Genomic DNA, 13,144 nt, shown 5'->3' on the forward strand with positions numbered 1-13,144 from the left:
CTGCCCTTACTCTGCCGCGACTTTGAAGTTGTTGCGGGCCAATGCCGAGCACTCGGCCATGACAGCCGATGCGCGCGCGATTGGGTTCGTCAAATAGAAGTCTTTCACCGGCGATGCAAAGCCGGACTTGTTCATTTTGCCGGCTTTTTTGGCCACCGCTGCAATTTTGGCGCTGTCGCTGTCGGCAATCTCGTCGGCGGCCGCGAAATGCGGGAACGCCTGGTAGAGCTTGGCGCGCAGCTGGCTCAACGAATCGAACGGCAATTTCTTGCCGAGAACGTCGGAGAGCGCGCGGATGATCGCCCAATCCTCGCGGGCATCGCCCGGAGCAAAGCCGGCGCGATTGCCGATCTGCACGCGGCCCTCGGTGTTGACCCAGGTGCCCGACTTTTCCGTGTAAGCGGCGGCCGGCAGGATGACGTCGGCGTTCTGCGCGCCCTGGTCGCCATGCGAACCGATGTAGACGGTGAACTTCGCCTTCTTGGCTTCGAAATTCATCTCATCGGCGCCGAGCAGGAAGAGAACGTCCATCGACGTCAGCATTTCAGCCGCATCGACACCCTTGGCGCCCGGCACGAAGCCGAGATCAAGACCGCCCACGCGGGCGGCAGCCGTGTGCAGAACGGCAAAGCCGTTCCAGCCATCGACGACCGCGCCGACAGTGCCGGCGAGCTTGGCGGCGCTGGCGAGAACGCCAGTGCCATCAGCGCGTGCGAGAGCGCCCTGGCCGATGATGATCAGCGGCTTCTTGGCATCGGCCAGCACCTTGGCGAAGCTGTGCGTGCCATCGACCAGATCCTTCAGCGTATCCGGGCCGGAACCGAGATATTCGTAGTCGTAACGCAGTTCGCCGGCTTCGCCGATCACGCCGATCGGGGAAGTTGCCGCGGCGCCAGCGCTTGCGGATGCGGGCATTGAGAACGGCGGCTTCGAAGCGCGGGTTGGCGCCGATGATCAGCAGCGCGTCGGCCTGTTCGATGCCTTCGATCGTCGGATTGAAGATGTAGCTTGCGCGGCCGAGCGACGGATCGAGTGCCGTCCCATCCTGGCGACAGTCGAGGTTCTCGGAACCGAGCGACTTCACCAGCTCGGACAGGGCGTACATCTCTTCGACCGAAGCGAGGTCGCCGGCGATGGCGCCGATCTTGTCGCCGGAGGTGGAGGCCACGGCCGACTTGATGGCGGCGAACGCGTCCGGCCAGCTTGCGACCTGCAGGCGACCGTCCTTGCGAACATAAGGCTTGTCGAGGCGCTGCGTCTTCAGGCCGTCCCAGATGAAGCGGCTCTTGTCGGAGATCCACTCTTCGTTGATCTGGTCATTGACGCGCGGCATGACGCGCATGACTTCGCGGCCACGGGTGTCGACGCGGATCGCCGAACCGAGCGCGTCCATGACGTCGATCGTTTCGGTCTTGTTCAGTTCCCACGGACGGGCCGTGAAGGCAAAGGGCTTGGAGGTCAGCGCGCCGACCGGGCACAGGTCAACGACGTTGCCCTGCAGCTCGGAGGTCATCGCCTGCTCGAGATAGGTGGTGATCTCGGCATCCTCGCCACGACCGATCAGGCCAAGCTCGGCGATGCCGGCGACCTCGGTGGTGAAGCGAACGCAGCGCGTGCAGTGAATGCAGCGGTTCATAACCGTCTTGACGAGCGGTCCGATGTACTTGTCCTCGACGGCGCGCTTGTCTTCCTGGTAGCGCGAGCCGGCGATACCGAAGGCCATGGCCTGGTCCTGCAGGTCGCACTCGCCACCTTGGTCGCAGATCGGGCAATCCAGCGGATGGTTGATCAGCAGGAATTCCATCACGCCTTCGCGGGCCTTCTTGACCATCGGCGTGTTGGTGAAGACCTCGGGCAGTTCGCCGTTCGGGCCGCCGCGGATATCGCGCACGCCCATGGCGCAAGATGCCTGCGGCTTCGGCGGGCCACCCTTGACCTCGACGAGGCACATGCGGCAGTTGCCGGCAACCGAAAGGCGCTCGTGGAAGCAGAAGCGCGGAACTTCAGCACCGGCTTCCTCACACGCCTGAATGAGGGTGTAATGATCCGGGACCTCGATCTCGTTACCGTCAATCTTCAGTTTTGCCATCGTCACTCAGTCCTGTTTCCCGTTCACCGGATGCCGGCAAACAAACCTATTCTGCAACGTTTCCACTGCCAGGGCGGATTTTCGATCCCGCTGACACCGGTGTCGTCCAAATTTTCGTCTCCGCCCCCCGAGGCCCGGGAACCGGCCTGCGACCTTCGCGGCACCGGGACCCTCCCCGCGCCGCTCGGCCTTGTCTCTCCTCCGGTCGCGATCCGCGACCGGACATCATCACGTCCGCTTCCGGCCCCTCGCCGTCAGCGCCTTGGCCTGCGCCACCCAGCCATCGCGGGCGATGCGGCCGTCGAAGCCGAGTTCGGCGTCGAGGCGGGCCACATCGGCATCCGACCAGGCGGCGATCACCGCGAGCGTGCGAACGCCCCTGGCGTTCAGCACCTGCTCCAGCTTCGGGCCGATGCCGGAGATCTGCTTCAGATCATCGGCCTTCCTGCCCCGGGCCGCCGGCTTGCCGGCCGCGGCAACTTTCGCCTTCGCCGCAACCGGCTCGGCCGTGTCGGACACGACCGCCAGCTTTACGCGGCCGGCTGCCTTTTTCGGCGCGGCCGGGCGAATGTTTTCCGGCTTCACGTCGATCTCGGGCTTCGGCTCTTCCGGCGGCGTCTCGTCGAGAACCGCCGCCAGCTTGTTCGATGCTTCCATCGCTCCCTGGAGGGCGCCGAAAAAGGCGCCGGCCATTTGCGTGGAGAAGCCGAAACCGATCGCGGTCGCGGCGGCCATAGCGGCTGCCGGATTGACCATCATCGGCGCGATCGGCAAGGCGCGGGCATTTTCCAGCATCTCGGCGGCAAGACGGCCGAAGTCCGCCGAGAAATCGGCAACCCCTTCCTTGTTCTTGCTGTCGGATGCGTTTGCCATCGTCTTACTCAGCAGCCTCGAGAACCGCGCCATGATCCATGGCGCTCGCCGTATATTGATCAATCCGCGCTTCGATCTCATGACGGAAGTTACGGATCAGACCCTGCACCGGCCATGCGGCAGCATCGCCGAGCGCACAGATGGTGTGGCCCTCGATCTGCTTGGTGACGGCGAAGAGCATGTCGATTTCGCGCTTCTGGGCGTTGCCCTTGGCCATGCGCTCCATGACGCGCCACATCCAGCCGGTACCTTCGCGGCACGGCGTGCACTGGCCGCAGCTCTCATGCTTGAAGAAGGCCGAGATACGGGCGATCGCCTTCACGACGTCGGTGGACTTGTCCATGACGATGGCGGCGGCCGTGCCGAAGGAAGAGCCAACAGCGCGCAGGCCGTCGAAGTCCATCGGGCAATCGATGATGTCCTTGGCCGGAACGATCGGGCACGATGCGCCGCCCGGGATGACGGCGAGCAGGTTGTCCCAACCGCCGCGGATACCGCCGGCGTGACGGTCGACCAGTTCGCGGAAGGTGATGCCCATTTCTTCCTCGACGGTGCACGGCTTGTTGACGTGACCCGACAGCATGAACAGCTTGGTACCGACATTGTTCGGACGGCCGATCGACGAGAACCAGCCGGCGCCGCGACGCAGGATGGTCGGGGCAACGGCGATCGACTCGACGTTGTTGACAGTGGTCGGGCAGCCGTAGAGACCCATGTTGGCCGGGAATGGCGGCTTCAGGCGCGGCTGGCCTTTCTTGCCTTCCAGGCTTTCGAGAAGTGCGGTTTCCTCGCCGCAGATATAGGCACCGGCGCCGTGGTGGACGAAGATGTCCATCGGATAGCCGAGCTTGTTGTTCTTGCCGAGAAGGCCGTAGTCGTAGCACTCGTCGATCGCGGCCTGCAGCGCCTCGCGCTCGCGGACGTATTCGCCGCGCACGTAGATGTAGGCGGCGTTGGCGCCCATGGCGAAGCTGGCGATGACGCAGCCTTCGATCAGCGTGTGCGGATCGTGACGCATGATGTCACGGTCCTTGCAGGTGCCGGGCTCGGACTCGTCGGCGTTGACGACGAGGTAGTGCGGGCGACCGTCGCTTTCCTTCGGCATGAAGGACCACTTGAGACCTGTCGGGAAGCCTGCGCCGCCACGGCCGCGAAGGCCGGAGGCCTTCATCTCGTTGATGATCCAGTCGCGACCCTTTTCGAGGATCTGCTTGGTGCCATCCCAGTGGCCGCGGCTCATCGCGCCCTTCAGGGACTTGTCCTTGAGGCCGTAGATATTGGTAAAGATGCGGTCTTTATCTTGTAACATGCTTCACCTCTTACCGCGGCTTCTTGCCGAAAACTTTAATGTATTCGGCTTCGCCGCCCTTGGCGAGCGCCTTGGCCTGCTTGACCCAGTCGTCACGATCGATGCGGCCCTTGAAATTCAGGTAACCATCGACCCAGTCGCGCTCGGCCTTCTTCCAGCCCGCGACCTGCGCGAAGGTGAAGATGCCGAGTTCGTGCAGCGTGCCTTCGATCTTCGGGCCAACGCCCGAGATCAGCTTCAGATCGTCGGGGGTCGCGGGCCGCTCGATGCCGGCCGGACGGTTCTTGTCGGTGAGCGACGGCTTTCCGGCGTCAGCAGCCGGAGCAGCAGCCTGTTCTTCGACGGCCTTGGCGTTGTTCGCGGCCGCCTTGGGCGCCGTTACCGGCGTCTTCAGCGCAGCATTGGTCTCGGCGTCCGTGCTCTTGGCCCGGGCGGCTTCCGACGGAGGAACCGGTGCCGCATCAACCGTTGCGGTCGCCGCATCGGCGACGACCTTCTTGGCGGAGACCTTCTTCTTCGGCTCTGCGTCCGTCAGCGTGGTCGGGCCGCCTTCCGGAGACGAGAAATGACGGTCGATCTGCGGGCCGGGCGTGATGCTTGCGCCATTGCCGGCATCGAAGGTGTCGATGATCTCGGCCAGCCGCTCCGGCGTCAGGTCTTCATAGGTATCCTTGCCGATCATCACCATGGGCGCGTTGACGCAGGCCCCGAGACATTCGACTTCTTCCCAGGACAGCGTGCCTTCGGCATTACGCTCGAACGGATGATGATGGATCTTGCTCTTGCAGACCGACATCAGGCCTTCCGAACCGCGCAGCATGCAGGGCGTGGTGCCGCAGACCTGGACGTGGGCGCGCGTGCCGACCGGGCCGAGCTGGAACTGCGTGTAGAAGGTCGCGACCTCGAGAACACGGATATAGGCCATGTCGAGCATGTTGGCGACCTTTTCGATCGCCGCGCGCGTGACCCAGCCGTCCTGTTCCTGCGCTCGCATCAACAGCGGAATGACCGCGGATTGCTGACGGCCCGCAGGGTATTTCTGGATCGTCTTATCCGCCCAGACCGCGTTCTCGTCATTGAAGGCGAACGCGGCAGGCTGGAATTGATCTTCGGCTAGTCGACGAACGGACATTCTTCCTCACGCCTTGTCAGTTTAGGGCGCCACACTGCGACGACGTCAGAGACTTCATCTCGCAAGCATAGGCCGACTGGTCTTTCTGCAGAAACACAACGAAGAACTTGCCACCGTTGGGCACTGCAGCCTTGATTTGATAGCCCCTGGACAAAAGCTCGCCCATGGACGCCTTGTTTGCCGGCGGCGCCACGTCTTCCTGGCCCAGCTTGGGGCCAAGTCCACCGGCCTGCTGGGCGTATGCCCCGGAAGCCAGGAGGAGAACGACGGTAGCGAGCGACGGCAGCTTCATTAGCGGTCGACCTCGCCGAAGACGATGTCGAGCGAACCGAGAACGGCGGTCACGTCGGCGAGCATGTGGCCCTTGCAGAGGAAGTCCATCGCCTGCAGGTGGGCATAGCCCGGAGCGCGGATCTTGCAACGGTAGGGCTTGTTGCTGCCGTCGGCGACGACGTAGACGCCGAACTCGCCCTTCGGCGCTTCGACGGCCGCGTACACTTCGCCGGCCGGAACGTGGTAGCCTTCGGTGTAGAGCTTGAAGTGGTGGATCAGCGCTTCCATCGAACGCTTCATCTCGCCCCGCTTCGGCGGAACGACCTTGCCGTCGATCGAGGAGACCGGGCCGACCTTGGCATCGCCGAGCAGGCGATTGACGCACTGCTTCATGATGCGGACGGACTGGCGCATTTCGATCATGCGGATCAGATAGCGATCGTAGCAGTCGCCGTTCTTGCCGATGGCGATGTCGAATTCGAGATCGTTGTAGCACTCGTAGGGCTGCGAGCGGCGCAGGTCCCAGGCAGCGCCCGAACCGCGAACCATGACGCCCGAGAAGCCCCAGGACCATGCATCCTCCAGCGAGACGACGCCGATATCGACGTTACGCTGCTTGAAGATACGGTTGTCGGTCAAAAGGCCTTCGATATCGTCGAGAACCTTGAGGAACGGATCGCACCACTTGCCGATATCCTCGACCAGTTCCTGGGGGATGTCCTGGTGGACGCCACCCGGACGGAAATAGGCCGAGTGCATGCGGGCGCCGCAGGCGCGCTCGTAGAACACCATCAGCTTTTCGCGCTCTTCGAAGCCCCAGACCGGCGGCGTCATCGCGCCGACGTCCATGGCCTGCGTCGTCACGTTCATGATGTGCGACAAGATTCGGCCAATTTCGGAGTACAGAACTCGAATCAGCTGACCGCGAATCGGAATTTCCAGCTTCAGCATCTTTTCGACGGCGAGCGCGAAAGCATGCTCCTGGTTCATCGGCGCGACGTAGTCGAGACGATCGAAATAGGGAACGGCCTGAAGATAGGTCTTCGATTCGATCAGCTTTTCGGTGCCGCGGTGCAGGAGGCCGATATGCGGATCGACGCGTTCGATGATTTCGCCATCGAGCTCGAGCACCAGACGCAGAACGCCGTGCGCGGACGGGTGCTCCGGTCCGAAGTTGATCGTAAAGTTGCGAACGTTATGTTCAGTCATAGCGACGCGCTCCGCGCTGGCAATTGGCATGAGACGGCGAACGGAGAGGCTTCAAGACAGTCGAGCCTCATCTCAATTCGCAGCCTTCTCGTCTCCCGGAAGTACGTAATCGGTGCCTTCCCACGGGGACGTGAAATCGAAATTGCGGAATTCCTGCTTCAGCTCGACGGGTTCGTAGACGACGCGCTTGGCGGCATCGTCATAACGCACCTCGACATAACCTGTCGTCGGGAAGTCCTTGCGCAGCGGATGGCCTTCGAAGCCATAGTCCGTCAGCAGACGGCGCAGGTCGGCATGGCCGGAGAACGGAATGCCGTACATGTCCCAGGCTTCACGCTCGAACCACTCGGCGCCCATGTAGACCGACGTTGCCGACGGAACCGATACGCCATCGGCAACGGCAAGCTTGACGCGGATGCGCAGGTTCTGCTTCGGCGACAGGAGATGGTAGACGACATCGAAACGCTGTTCGCGCTGCGGCCAGTCGACGCCGCAAATGTCGATCATGCTGACGAAACCGCAGCGCGGATCGTCGCGCAGGAACGTCAGCAGCGCCAGAATTGCTTCCGGCGTCGTGGTTACGTTCAATTCGCCATAGCTGATCGACGCATCGGCAATCAGGTCGCCACGCATCTCGCGGAGATAAGACGACAGTTCGCTCAAGGCTTCACTCATGACAGTCCTCCGCCCTTAGCGCTCAATCGTTCCGGTGCGCCGTATCTTCTTCTGCAGAAGCAACACCCCGTAGAGCAGCGCTTCTGCCGTGGGGGGACAGCCCGGCACGTAGATATCGACAGGAACGACACGATCGCAGCCACGCACGACCGAGTAGGAATAGTGATAGTAGCCACCGCCGTTCGCGCAGGAGCCCATCGAGATGACGTAGCGCGGCTCCGGCATCTGGTCGTAGACCTTGCGGAGCGCCGGCGCCATCTTGTTGGTCAGCGTACCGGCGACGATCATGACGTCGGACTGGCGCGGCGAAGCGCGCGGAGCAACACCGAAGCGCTCCATGTCGTAACGCGGACCGGAGACCTGCATCAGGCCTTCGACGGCGCAGCAGGCCAGACCGAACTGCATCCACATCAGCGAACCGGTGCGCGCCCAGGTGATCAGATCGCGAGTGGATGTGACCAGGAAGCCCTTGTCGGCCAACTCGTCATTGATCTCGCTGAAGAACGCACTGTCGCTGCCAATCGGCCTGCCCGTTGCCGGGTCGATGATGCCTTTCGGATGCGGCGCGACGAGCGCCTTGTCGCTTGGGGCTACTCCCATTCCAGGGCTCCCTTTTTCCACTCATAAATAAAGCCGATGGTCAGCACGAGAAGGAAGACCATCATGGACCAGAAGCCGAACCAGCCGATCTCGCCGAAGGAAACGGCCCACGGAAACAGGAAGGCGACTTCGAGGTCGAAGATGATGAAGAGAATCGACACCAGGTAGAATCGGATATCGAACTTCATGCGCGCATCGTCGAAGGCGTTGAAGCCGCACTCAAAAGCCGAGAGCTTTTCCGGATCGGGCGCCTTGTAGGCGACGGCGAAAGGCGCGATCAACAGCGAAAGGCCGATGACGGCGGCAATACCAATGAAGATCGCGATCGGAATATAGGAACTGAGAAGTCCAGTCATCAGGTTCATCCCTGCTTGCCGTTACGCCGGGAGGCGCGGGTGGGCATTTGCCCGGCAAGCGAACGTGCGTTGTAATCTCGCCGTGGTTAGCGCAGCCGGAGCCAAGGCGCAAGACTTTTAGAATGCCAATAGCGTACTCGTCGCCGGAGTTTATCAAGCAGATGCAACGATGTCGCGACAAAAGCATCCACAGCGATTCTGAGTTGCATGCCTGACCAGCGCTCAGCGCATGGCTCGGAACAACCGCGCAACGGAACAGCACAACTTGAGCATCCTCGACCAGGCTGCCTGCGACTGTCTTCGAAAAGAGAACTTTTGAAAATGGCGCGAGTGACGGGGCTCGAACCCGCGACCTCCGGCGTGACAGGCCGGCACTCTAACCGACTGAGCTACACCCGCGCATTTCAGATCGCGTCGTTCCGGACCATGCTTTTCAGCACCTGCGTGAAATGGCGCGAGTGACGGGGCTCGAACCCGCGACCTCCGGCGTGACAGGCCGGCACTCTAACCGACTGAGCTACACCCGCATTCATTTCAAGCGATCCGGAGGCTTTCGCGTCCGTGTCAAAGCAGCTTGCCGCTTCGATGAGCGGCTAACTACGGGGTTCGCATTTGAGTGTCAAGCAGGTTTGGAGACAAAACGATGACAGCCTGCGATTTGTTTGTGGGTGAATGAAATCACATCCGAAATCGCCCACTTATATGTATGCTTTCGCGCACTGCTTCCTCCGCGATCGACCAACGAACCGCCCTGCCCTTGTCGATTTTGTTTTCCACAGCCGCAAGTGTCGGGAAACCGGGAGGTCGGCGGACGTCGATCGAAAAAAATCAAAAAATCTTCACAAACGCTCTTGCGGTTTGTCCGCGATCCGCATAGATCACGGCCATCGACGCGGCGGACATGATCCGCACCGCGGAGGGCGATTAGCTCAGTTGGTAGAGCGCCTCGTTTACACCGAGGATGTCGGGAGTTCGAGTCTCTCATCGCCCACCATTTTCTCTCCCCTTTATGTGATTGACAGACCTTGGGCTTTCCCTTGGCCGCGGTTGCTAATCGCGTTTCCGACGATTAGGTTCCGGCCAAATCGAACGGCACCTCATGTGCTTCAGGCGGAGACGGAATCATGAAAACACGCGAAGATCGCCAGGCGCAGCGGGCGGCCATGCCGCGCACGCAGCTCAGCGCCCATCATATGGAAAACGCGCGTCTGCTGCCGGATCGCGGCGAATTGCTCTATCGCATTCCAAACGGCGGCGTGGCCGTGGAAATCGGCGCGGCGTTCGGGGAATACACGGCGGAGATTCTCCGAAAAGAATCGTCCGGCGCAGCTCTATCTCATCGATCCCTGGAGCATGGACCGCTACAGCTCGGGTCTCGATCAGATCCACACGCAGTTCGCCAAAGAGATCGAAAGCGGGCAGCTGCACCTTATGCAGGGCACTTCGCTGGAGAAGCTCGCGGAGTTCGAGGACGATTTTCTCGACTGGGCCTATATCGACACCGATCACTCGTTCGAACTGACCTGGCAGGAACTGCTGCTGTGCGACCGCAAGGTCAAGCGGACCGGCCGCATTGCCGGCCATGATTTCTGCACCGGCAACACGGTGAAGCCGATCGTCTACGGCGTCGTCGAAGCCGTGACCAAGTTCTGCAAGGACTATGGCTGGCAGTTCGAATTCCTCACCGTCGAATCGCACGCGCACTTCTCCTTCTGCCTGAAGCGGCTCTGAGTCGGGCCACTTCACGGGGAGCGGCAGAGGCGGACGTTCCGCCCTGCCCTATCTCCTTCCTCTCAAGCGCTTGTCGGCCTTTGTGCGGACTGATAGTGCCAATGGCGAAACGAGGAGGATCATTCCAATGAAGCAGCATTCTTTCGGCCACCTGCCGCATACCGTAACCAATGTCGGCTTCGGCGCATGGCAGATCGGCGGCGCCTGGGGCGACGTCAGCGAGGCGGACGGTCGCGCGGCGCTCAATGCGGCGCTCGATGCCGGGATAACCTTCATCGACACGGCCGACGTCTATGGCGACGGCCGCTCGGAGAAAATTATCGCCGATGTGCTCGAGAGCCGTGGCGGCGAGCGCCCGATGGTCGCCACCAAGGCCGGCCGGCGACTCAATCCGCATGTGGCCGATGGCTATACCAAGGCCAATCTCGAAGCTTTCATCGACCGCAGCCTGAAGAACCTCAGGGTCGACAGTCTCGATCTCGTGCAGTTGCACTGCCCGCCCACCGAGGTGCTTTATCGTCCCGATGTCTTCGACGGGCTGAACGAGCTGCAGAAGGCCGGCAAGATCTGCGGCTATGGCGTCAGCGTCGAGAAGGTCGAGGAGGCGCTGAAGGCGATTGAGTTTCCCGGCGTGGTCAGCATCCAGATCATCTACAATCTCTTCCGCCAGCGCCCGAGCCATCTGTTCTTCCAGGAGGCGCGGCGCAAGAACATCGCCGTCATCGCGCGCGTTCCGCTGGCAAGCGGCCTGCTTTCCGGCAAGATCAGCCGCGAGACGACGTTCGCAAGCGACGACCATCGCAACTTCAACCGGCACGGCGAGGCATTCGATGTCGGCGAGACCTTTGCGGGCGTGCCGTTCGAGGTCGGCCTGCAGGCGGTCGAGGAGGTTCGCAAGCTGGTTCCCGCCGGCGCCACGATGGCGGCATTCGCGCTGCGCTGGATCCTGATGAGCGACGCCGTCACGGTGGTCATTCCAGGCGCTCGTAACGCCGAACAGGCAAAGGCCAATGCGGCGGCCGCCGGCCTGGCGCCGCTGACGAACGAGGTGATGGCAGCGAGCCACGAAATCTACGAGCGGCTGATCGCTCCGCATGTGCACCAGCGCTGGTAACAGCCGCGTCCTTCATGCAAAACAGAAATGGCCGGGCAGCGACCCGGCCATTTCCTTATCCGGGGTTTGCCCGAATTACTTCTTTTCGGCGAAGGCCTTGATGGAGGCGGCGACTTCGGCCTGTGCCTTCTCGGCGCTGTCGAAGCCGTTGACCTCGACAACCTTGCGCTTTGCCGGCAGCTGCTTGTAGACGCGGAAGAAGGCCTGCAGGCGCTCCTGCTCGATCTCGGGAAGATCGCTGATTTCCTTGATCTTGTCGTAGGTGGGATCGATGGCGCTGGCCGGAACGGCAACGATCTTGTCGTCCTGATCTCCACCGTCGACCATCTTCAGCACGCCGATGGCACGAACCCGGATGATGGCGCCCGGAACGACCGGTTCGCGCGTGTAGACGAGTGCGTCGAGCGGATCGCCGTCACCGCCGAGCGAGCTGGTGATGGAGCCGTAGTTGGCCGGATAGATGACCGGCATCGACTGGAAGCGATCCACGATGATGCGGCCGGTCTTGGCGTCGATTTCGTACTTGGTGAAGCTTCCCTGCGGAATTTCGATCGCCGTGAAGAACTCCTTGCTATCGTCGTTCGGCTGCGGGAAATCGAGATAGGAAACGTCGGCAGCGGCGGCGACGCCGGCCGTGAGAAGAACGGCAGCGGCCGCAGAAATAATTGCCTTCATAGGAGATACCCTCAATTGGTATTGCGAAGAAACGCCATCCGCCTATGGGGTTTGCATTACAGCGATGTGACATGTCTCAGGCGCCCGGGGCGATCCAAATGACATTCTCGTGATCGCCCATCCAACGCCTATGCGGCGCCGCGTTCGCGCTTCATCTCGTGACGCATGATGAAAAGCGAGGCCGCCAGAATCAAGCAGGCGCCGAGCCACAAGTAGCCCGCCGGCGCATAGCCGAAGACCACCCAGCCGGCGAGAACGTTGAGCGGCAGCTTCAGGTCGTCGAAGGGCTGGACATAGGCGGCATCGGCGGCGCTGTAGGCCAGCGTCAGGAGATATTGCGCCATGACAGTCAGCAGACCGGCCGCGACGAGCAACATCAATACCGTGCCTGTTGGCATCGCGAATCCGGCCGCGAGGGCAAGGCCGCCATTGACCGGTGTGAGCAGGACCAGCAGCCACACGGTGATCGTCTCCGGCCTTTCTATTCCCGTCAGGCTCTTGGTGATCAGCGACGAGGCGCCCCATAGCAATGCAGAGACGATCGGCAAAAGGGCCGCCCAGCTGAAACTGTCCGACCAGGGCTGCAGGATAATCATGGCGCCAGCGAAGCCACAGGCCGTGGCGCTCCAGCGGGCGGCGCCGACCTGTTCGCCCAGGAACAGGCGGGCGCCGAGGATGATGAAGAAGGGCGAGGTCATGACCAGCGCGATGGCCTGCCAGATCGGCACGCTCGCAAGACCGGCGACCCAGGTCTGCACGCCGAGTGCCGCCAGCACGACGCGAACGACGTGGCGCCAGGGATATTGGGTGCGCATCGCCGCAAGGCCCGTCTTCCACAGAAAGGGCAGCGAAAAGACGAGCGCGAAGGCGTATTGCCAGAAGGCGACCGAGGCGGAGGGAAAGACCAGGGTCATCGTCAGCCACTGGGTGACGATGTTGAGAACGGCAAAGGCAATGCCGGCAAGCACCATCCAGCTTGCACCGGCAAGCGCACGCGATGCGGATGCGGAAATCGGGGTAGTCTGATTCATGTCATTCATCCGAACAAAGGGACCAACATAAATCAGGACGCATGAACGCGGGTGCCGACGCGGCGGACGATGCCGCC

General features: G+C 62.0%; 11 protein-coding genes, 3 tRNA genes and 2 pseudogenes. 3 read left to right on the forward strand and 13 right to left on the reverse strand.

Features of this window, described 5'->3' with window-relative positions; all coding sequences use genetic code 11:
* Positions 1-6: 6 nt before the first annotated feature.
* The 11 genes and pseudogenes from nuoG to P3R82_RS18010 form a co-directional block, all read right to left on the reverse strand.
* A pseudogene (gene nuoG / locus P3R82_RS17960) lies at positions 7-2,089 on the reverse strand (NADH-quinone oxidoreductase subunit NuoG).
* Between the two features lie 228 nt (positions 2,090-2,317).
* Positions 2,318-2,962, reverse strand: a complete 645-nt coding sequence (locus P3R82_RS17965; protein WP_283194796.1) for a 5' DNA nuclease — start codon at positions 2,960-2,962, stop codon at positions 2,318-2,320.
* 4 nt (positions 2,963-2,966) lie between these two features.
* Positions 2,967-4,271, reverse strand: coding sequence for an NADH-quinone oxidoreductase subunit NuoF (gene nuoF / locus P3R82_RS17970; RefSeq protein WP_183899686.1), 1,305 nt, complete (start codon positions 4,269-4,271; stop codon positions 2,967-2,969).
* Positions 4,272-4,281: 10 nt separating this feature from the next.
* A complete protein-coding gene (locus tag P3R82_RS17975; RefSeq protein WP_283194797.1) occupies positions 4,282-5,403 on the reverse strand; it encodes an NADH-quinone oxidoreductase subunit E in 1,122 nt (373 codons plus the stop codon).
* Positions 5,404-5,419: 16 nt separating this feature from the next.
* Positions 5,420-5,695 carry a hypothetical protein gene (locus P3R82_RS17980; protein ID WP_283194798.1) on the reverse strand — a complete coding sequence of 92 codons (276 nt, stop codon included), beginning with the start codon at positions 5,693-5,695 and terminating at the stop codon, positions 5,420-5,422.
* Entirely contained in the window at positions 5,695-6,885 is a 1,191-nt protein-coding gene (locus tag P3R82_RS17985; protein ID WP_018900211.1) for an NADH-quinone oxidoreductase subunit D, read from the reverse strand. Before P3R82_RS17985 ends, P3R82_RS17980 begins: the two co-directional genes overlap by 1 nt.
* A 72-nt stretch (positions 6,886-6,957) precedes the next feature.
* Positions 6,958-7,560: an NADH-quinone oxidoreductase subunit C gene (locus tag P3R82_RS17990; RefSeq protein ID WP_183899683.1), complete on the reverse strand. Its 603-nt coding sequence runs from the start codon at positions 7,558-7,560 to the stop codon at positions 6,958-6,960.
* Between the two features lie 15 nt (positions 7,561-7,575).
* Positions 7,576-8,160, reverse strand: a complete 585-nt coding sequence (locus tag P3R82_RS17995; protein WP_283194799.1) for an NADH-quinone oxidoreductase subunit B — start codon at positions 8,158-8,160, stop codon at positions 7,576-7,578.
* Complete coding sequence (locus P3R82_RS18000) at positions 8,151-8,516, reverse strand: NADH-quinone oxidoreductase subunit A (protein WP_283194800.1); 366 nt, start codon at positions 8,514-8,516, stop codon at positions 8,151-8,153. The genes P3R82_RS17995 and P3R82_RS18000 overlap by 10 nt, the downstream gene beginning before the upstream one ends.
* 322 nt (positions 8,517-8,838) lie before the next feature.
* A tRNA-Asp gene (locus tag P3R82_RS18005) sits at positions 8,839-8,915 on the reverse strand.
* Between the two features lie 51 nt (positions 8,916-8,966).
* Positions 8,967-9,043, reverse strand: a tRNA-Asp gene (locus P3R82_RS18010).
* 391 nt (positions 9,044-9,434) lie between these two features.
* Between P3R82_RS18010 and P3R82_RS18015 the strand changes: the two genes are divergently transcribed.
* From P3R82_RS18015 to P3R82_RS18025, 3 genes and pseudogenes are all read left to right on the forward strand, one after another.
* Positions 9,435-9,510 (forward strand) — tRNA-Val (locus P3R82_RS18015).
* A gap of 130 nt (positions 9,511-9,640) precedes the next feature.
* Positions 9,641-10,247, forward strand: a pseudogene (locus tag P3R82_RS18020) (class I SAM-dependent methyltransferase).
* 127 nt (positions 10,248-10,374) lie between these two features.
* A complete protein-coding gene (locus P3R82_RS18025) occupies positions 10,375-11,361 on the forward strand; it encodes an aldo/keto reductase (protein WP_283194801.1) in 987 nt (328 codons plus the stop codon).
* Positions 11,362-11,436: 75 nt separating this feature from the next.
* Here the strand turns inward: P3R82_RS18025 and P3R82_RS18030 are convergent, their stop codons facing one another.
* Together P3R82_RS18030 and P3R82_RS18035 are read right to left on the reverse strand one after the other, a co-directional pair.
* Positions 11,437-12,036, reverse strand: coding sequence for an inorganic diphosphatase (locus tag P3R82_RS18030; protein WP_283194802.1), 600 nt, complete (start codon positions 12,034-12,036; stop codon positions 11,437-11,439).
* Between the two features lie 128 nt (positions 12,037-12,164).
* Complete coding sequence (locus tag P3R82_RS18035) at positions 12,165-13,067, reverse strand: DMT family transporter (RefSeq protein WP_283194803.1); 903 nt, start codon at positions 13,065-13,067, stop codon at positions 12,165-12,167.
* Positions 13,068-13,144: the final 77 nt, after the last annotated feature.

The organism is Rhizobium sp. AN80A (genome assembly GCF_030053015.1).
In the GTDB taxonomy this organism is placed as follows: Bacteria; Pseudomonadota; Alphaproteobacteria; order Rhizobiales; family Rhizobiaceae; genus Rhizobium; species Rhizobium metallidurans.

Coding starts and splice junctions, on each gene's coding strand:
- nuoF (WP_183899686.1), bottom strand. CDS start 4,271: ATGTTACAAGATAAAGACCGCATCTTTACCAATATCTACGGCCTCAAG.
- P3R82_RS18025 (WP_283194801.1), top strand. CDS start 10,375: ATGAAGCAGCATTCTTTCGGCCACCTGCCGCATACCGTAACCAATGTC.
- P3R82_RS18035 (WP_283194803.1), bottom strand. CDS start 13,067: ATGAATCAGACTACCCCGATTTCCGCATCCGCATCGCGTGCGCTTGCC.
- P3R82_RS17990 (WP_183899683.1), bottom strand. CDS start 7,560: ATGAGTGAAGCCTTGAGCGAACTGTCGTCTTATCTCCGCGAGATGCGT.
- P3R82_RS17975 (WP_283194797.1), bottom strand. CDS start 5,403: ATGTCCGTTCGTCGACTAGCCGAAGATCAATTCCAGCCTGCCGCGTTC.
- P3R82_RS18030 (WP_283194802.1), bottom strand. CDS start 12,036: ATGAAGGCAATTATTTCTGCGGCCGCTGCCGTTCTTCTCACGGCCGGC.
- P3R82_RS17965 (WP_283194796.1), bottom strand. CDS start 2,962: ATGGCAAACGCATCCGACAGCAAGAACAAGGAAGGGGTTGCCGATTTC.
- P3R82_RS17985 (WP_018900211.1), bottom strand. CDS start 6,885: ATGACTGAACATAACGTTCGCAACTTTACGATCAACTTCGGACCGGAG.
- P3R82_RS18000 (WP_283194800.1), bottom strand. CDS start 8,516: ATGACTGGACTTCTCAGTTCCTATATTCCGATCGCGATCTTCATTGGT.
- P3R82_RS17995 (WP_283194799.1), bottom strand. CDS start 8,160: ATGGGAGTAGCCCCAAGCGACAAGGCGCTCGTCGCGCCGCATCCGAAA.
- P3R82_RS17980 (WP_283194798.1), bottom strand. CDS start 5,695: ATGAAGCTGCCGTCGCTCGCTACCGTCGTTCTCCTCCTGGCTTCCGGG.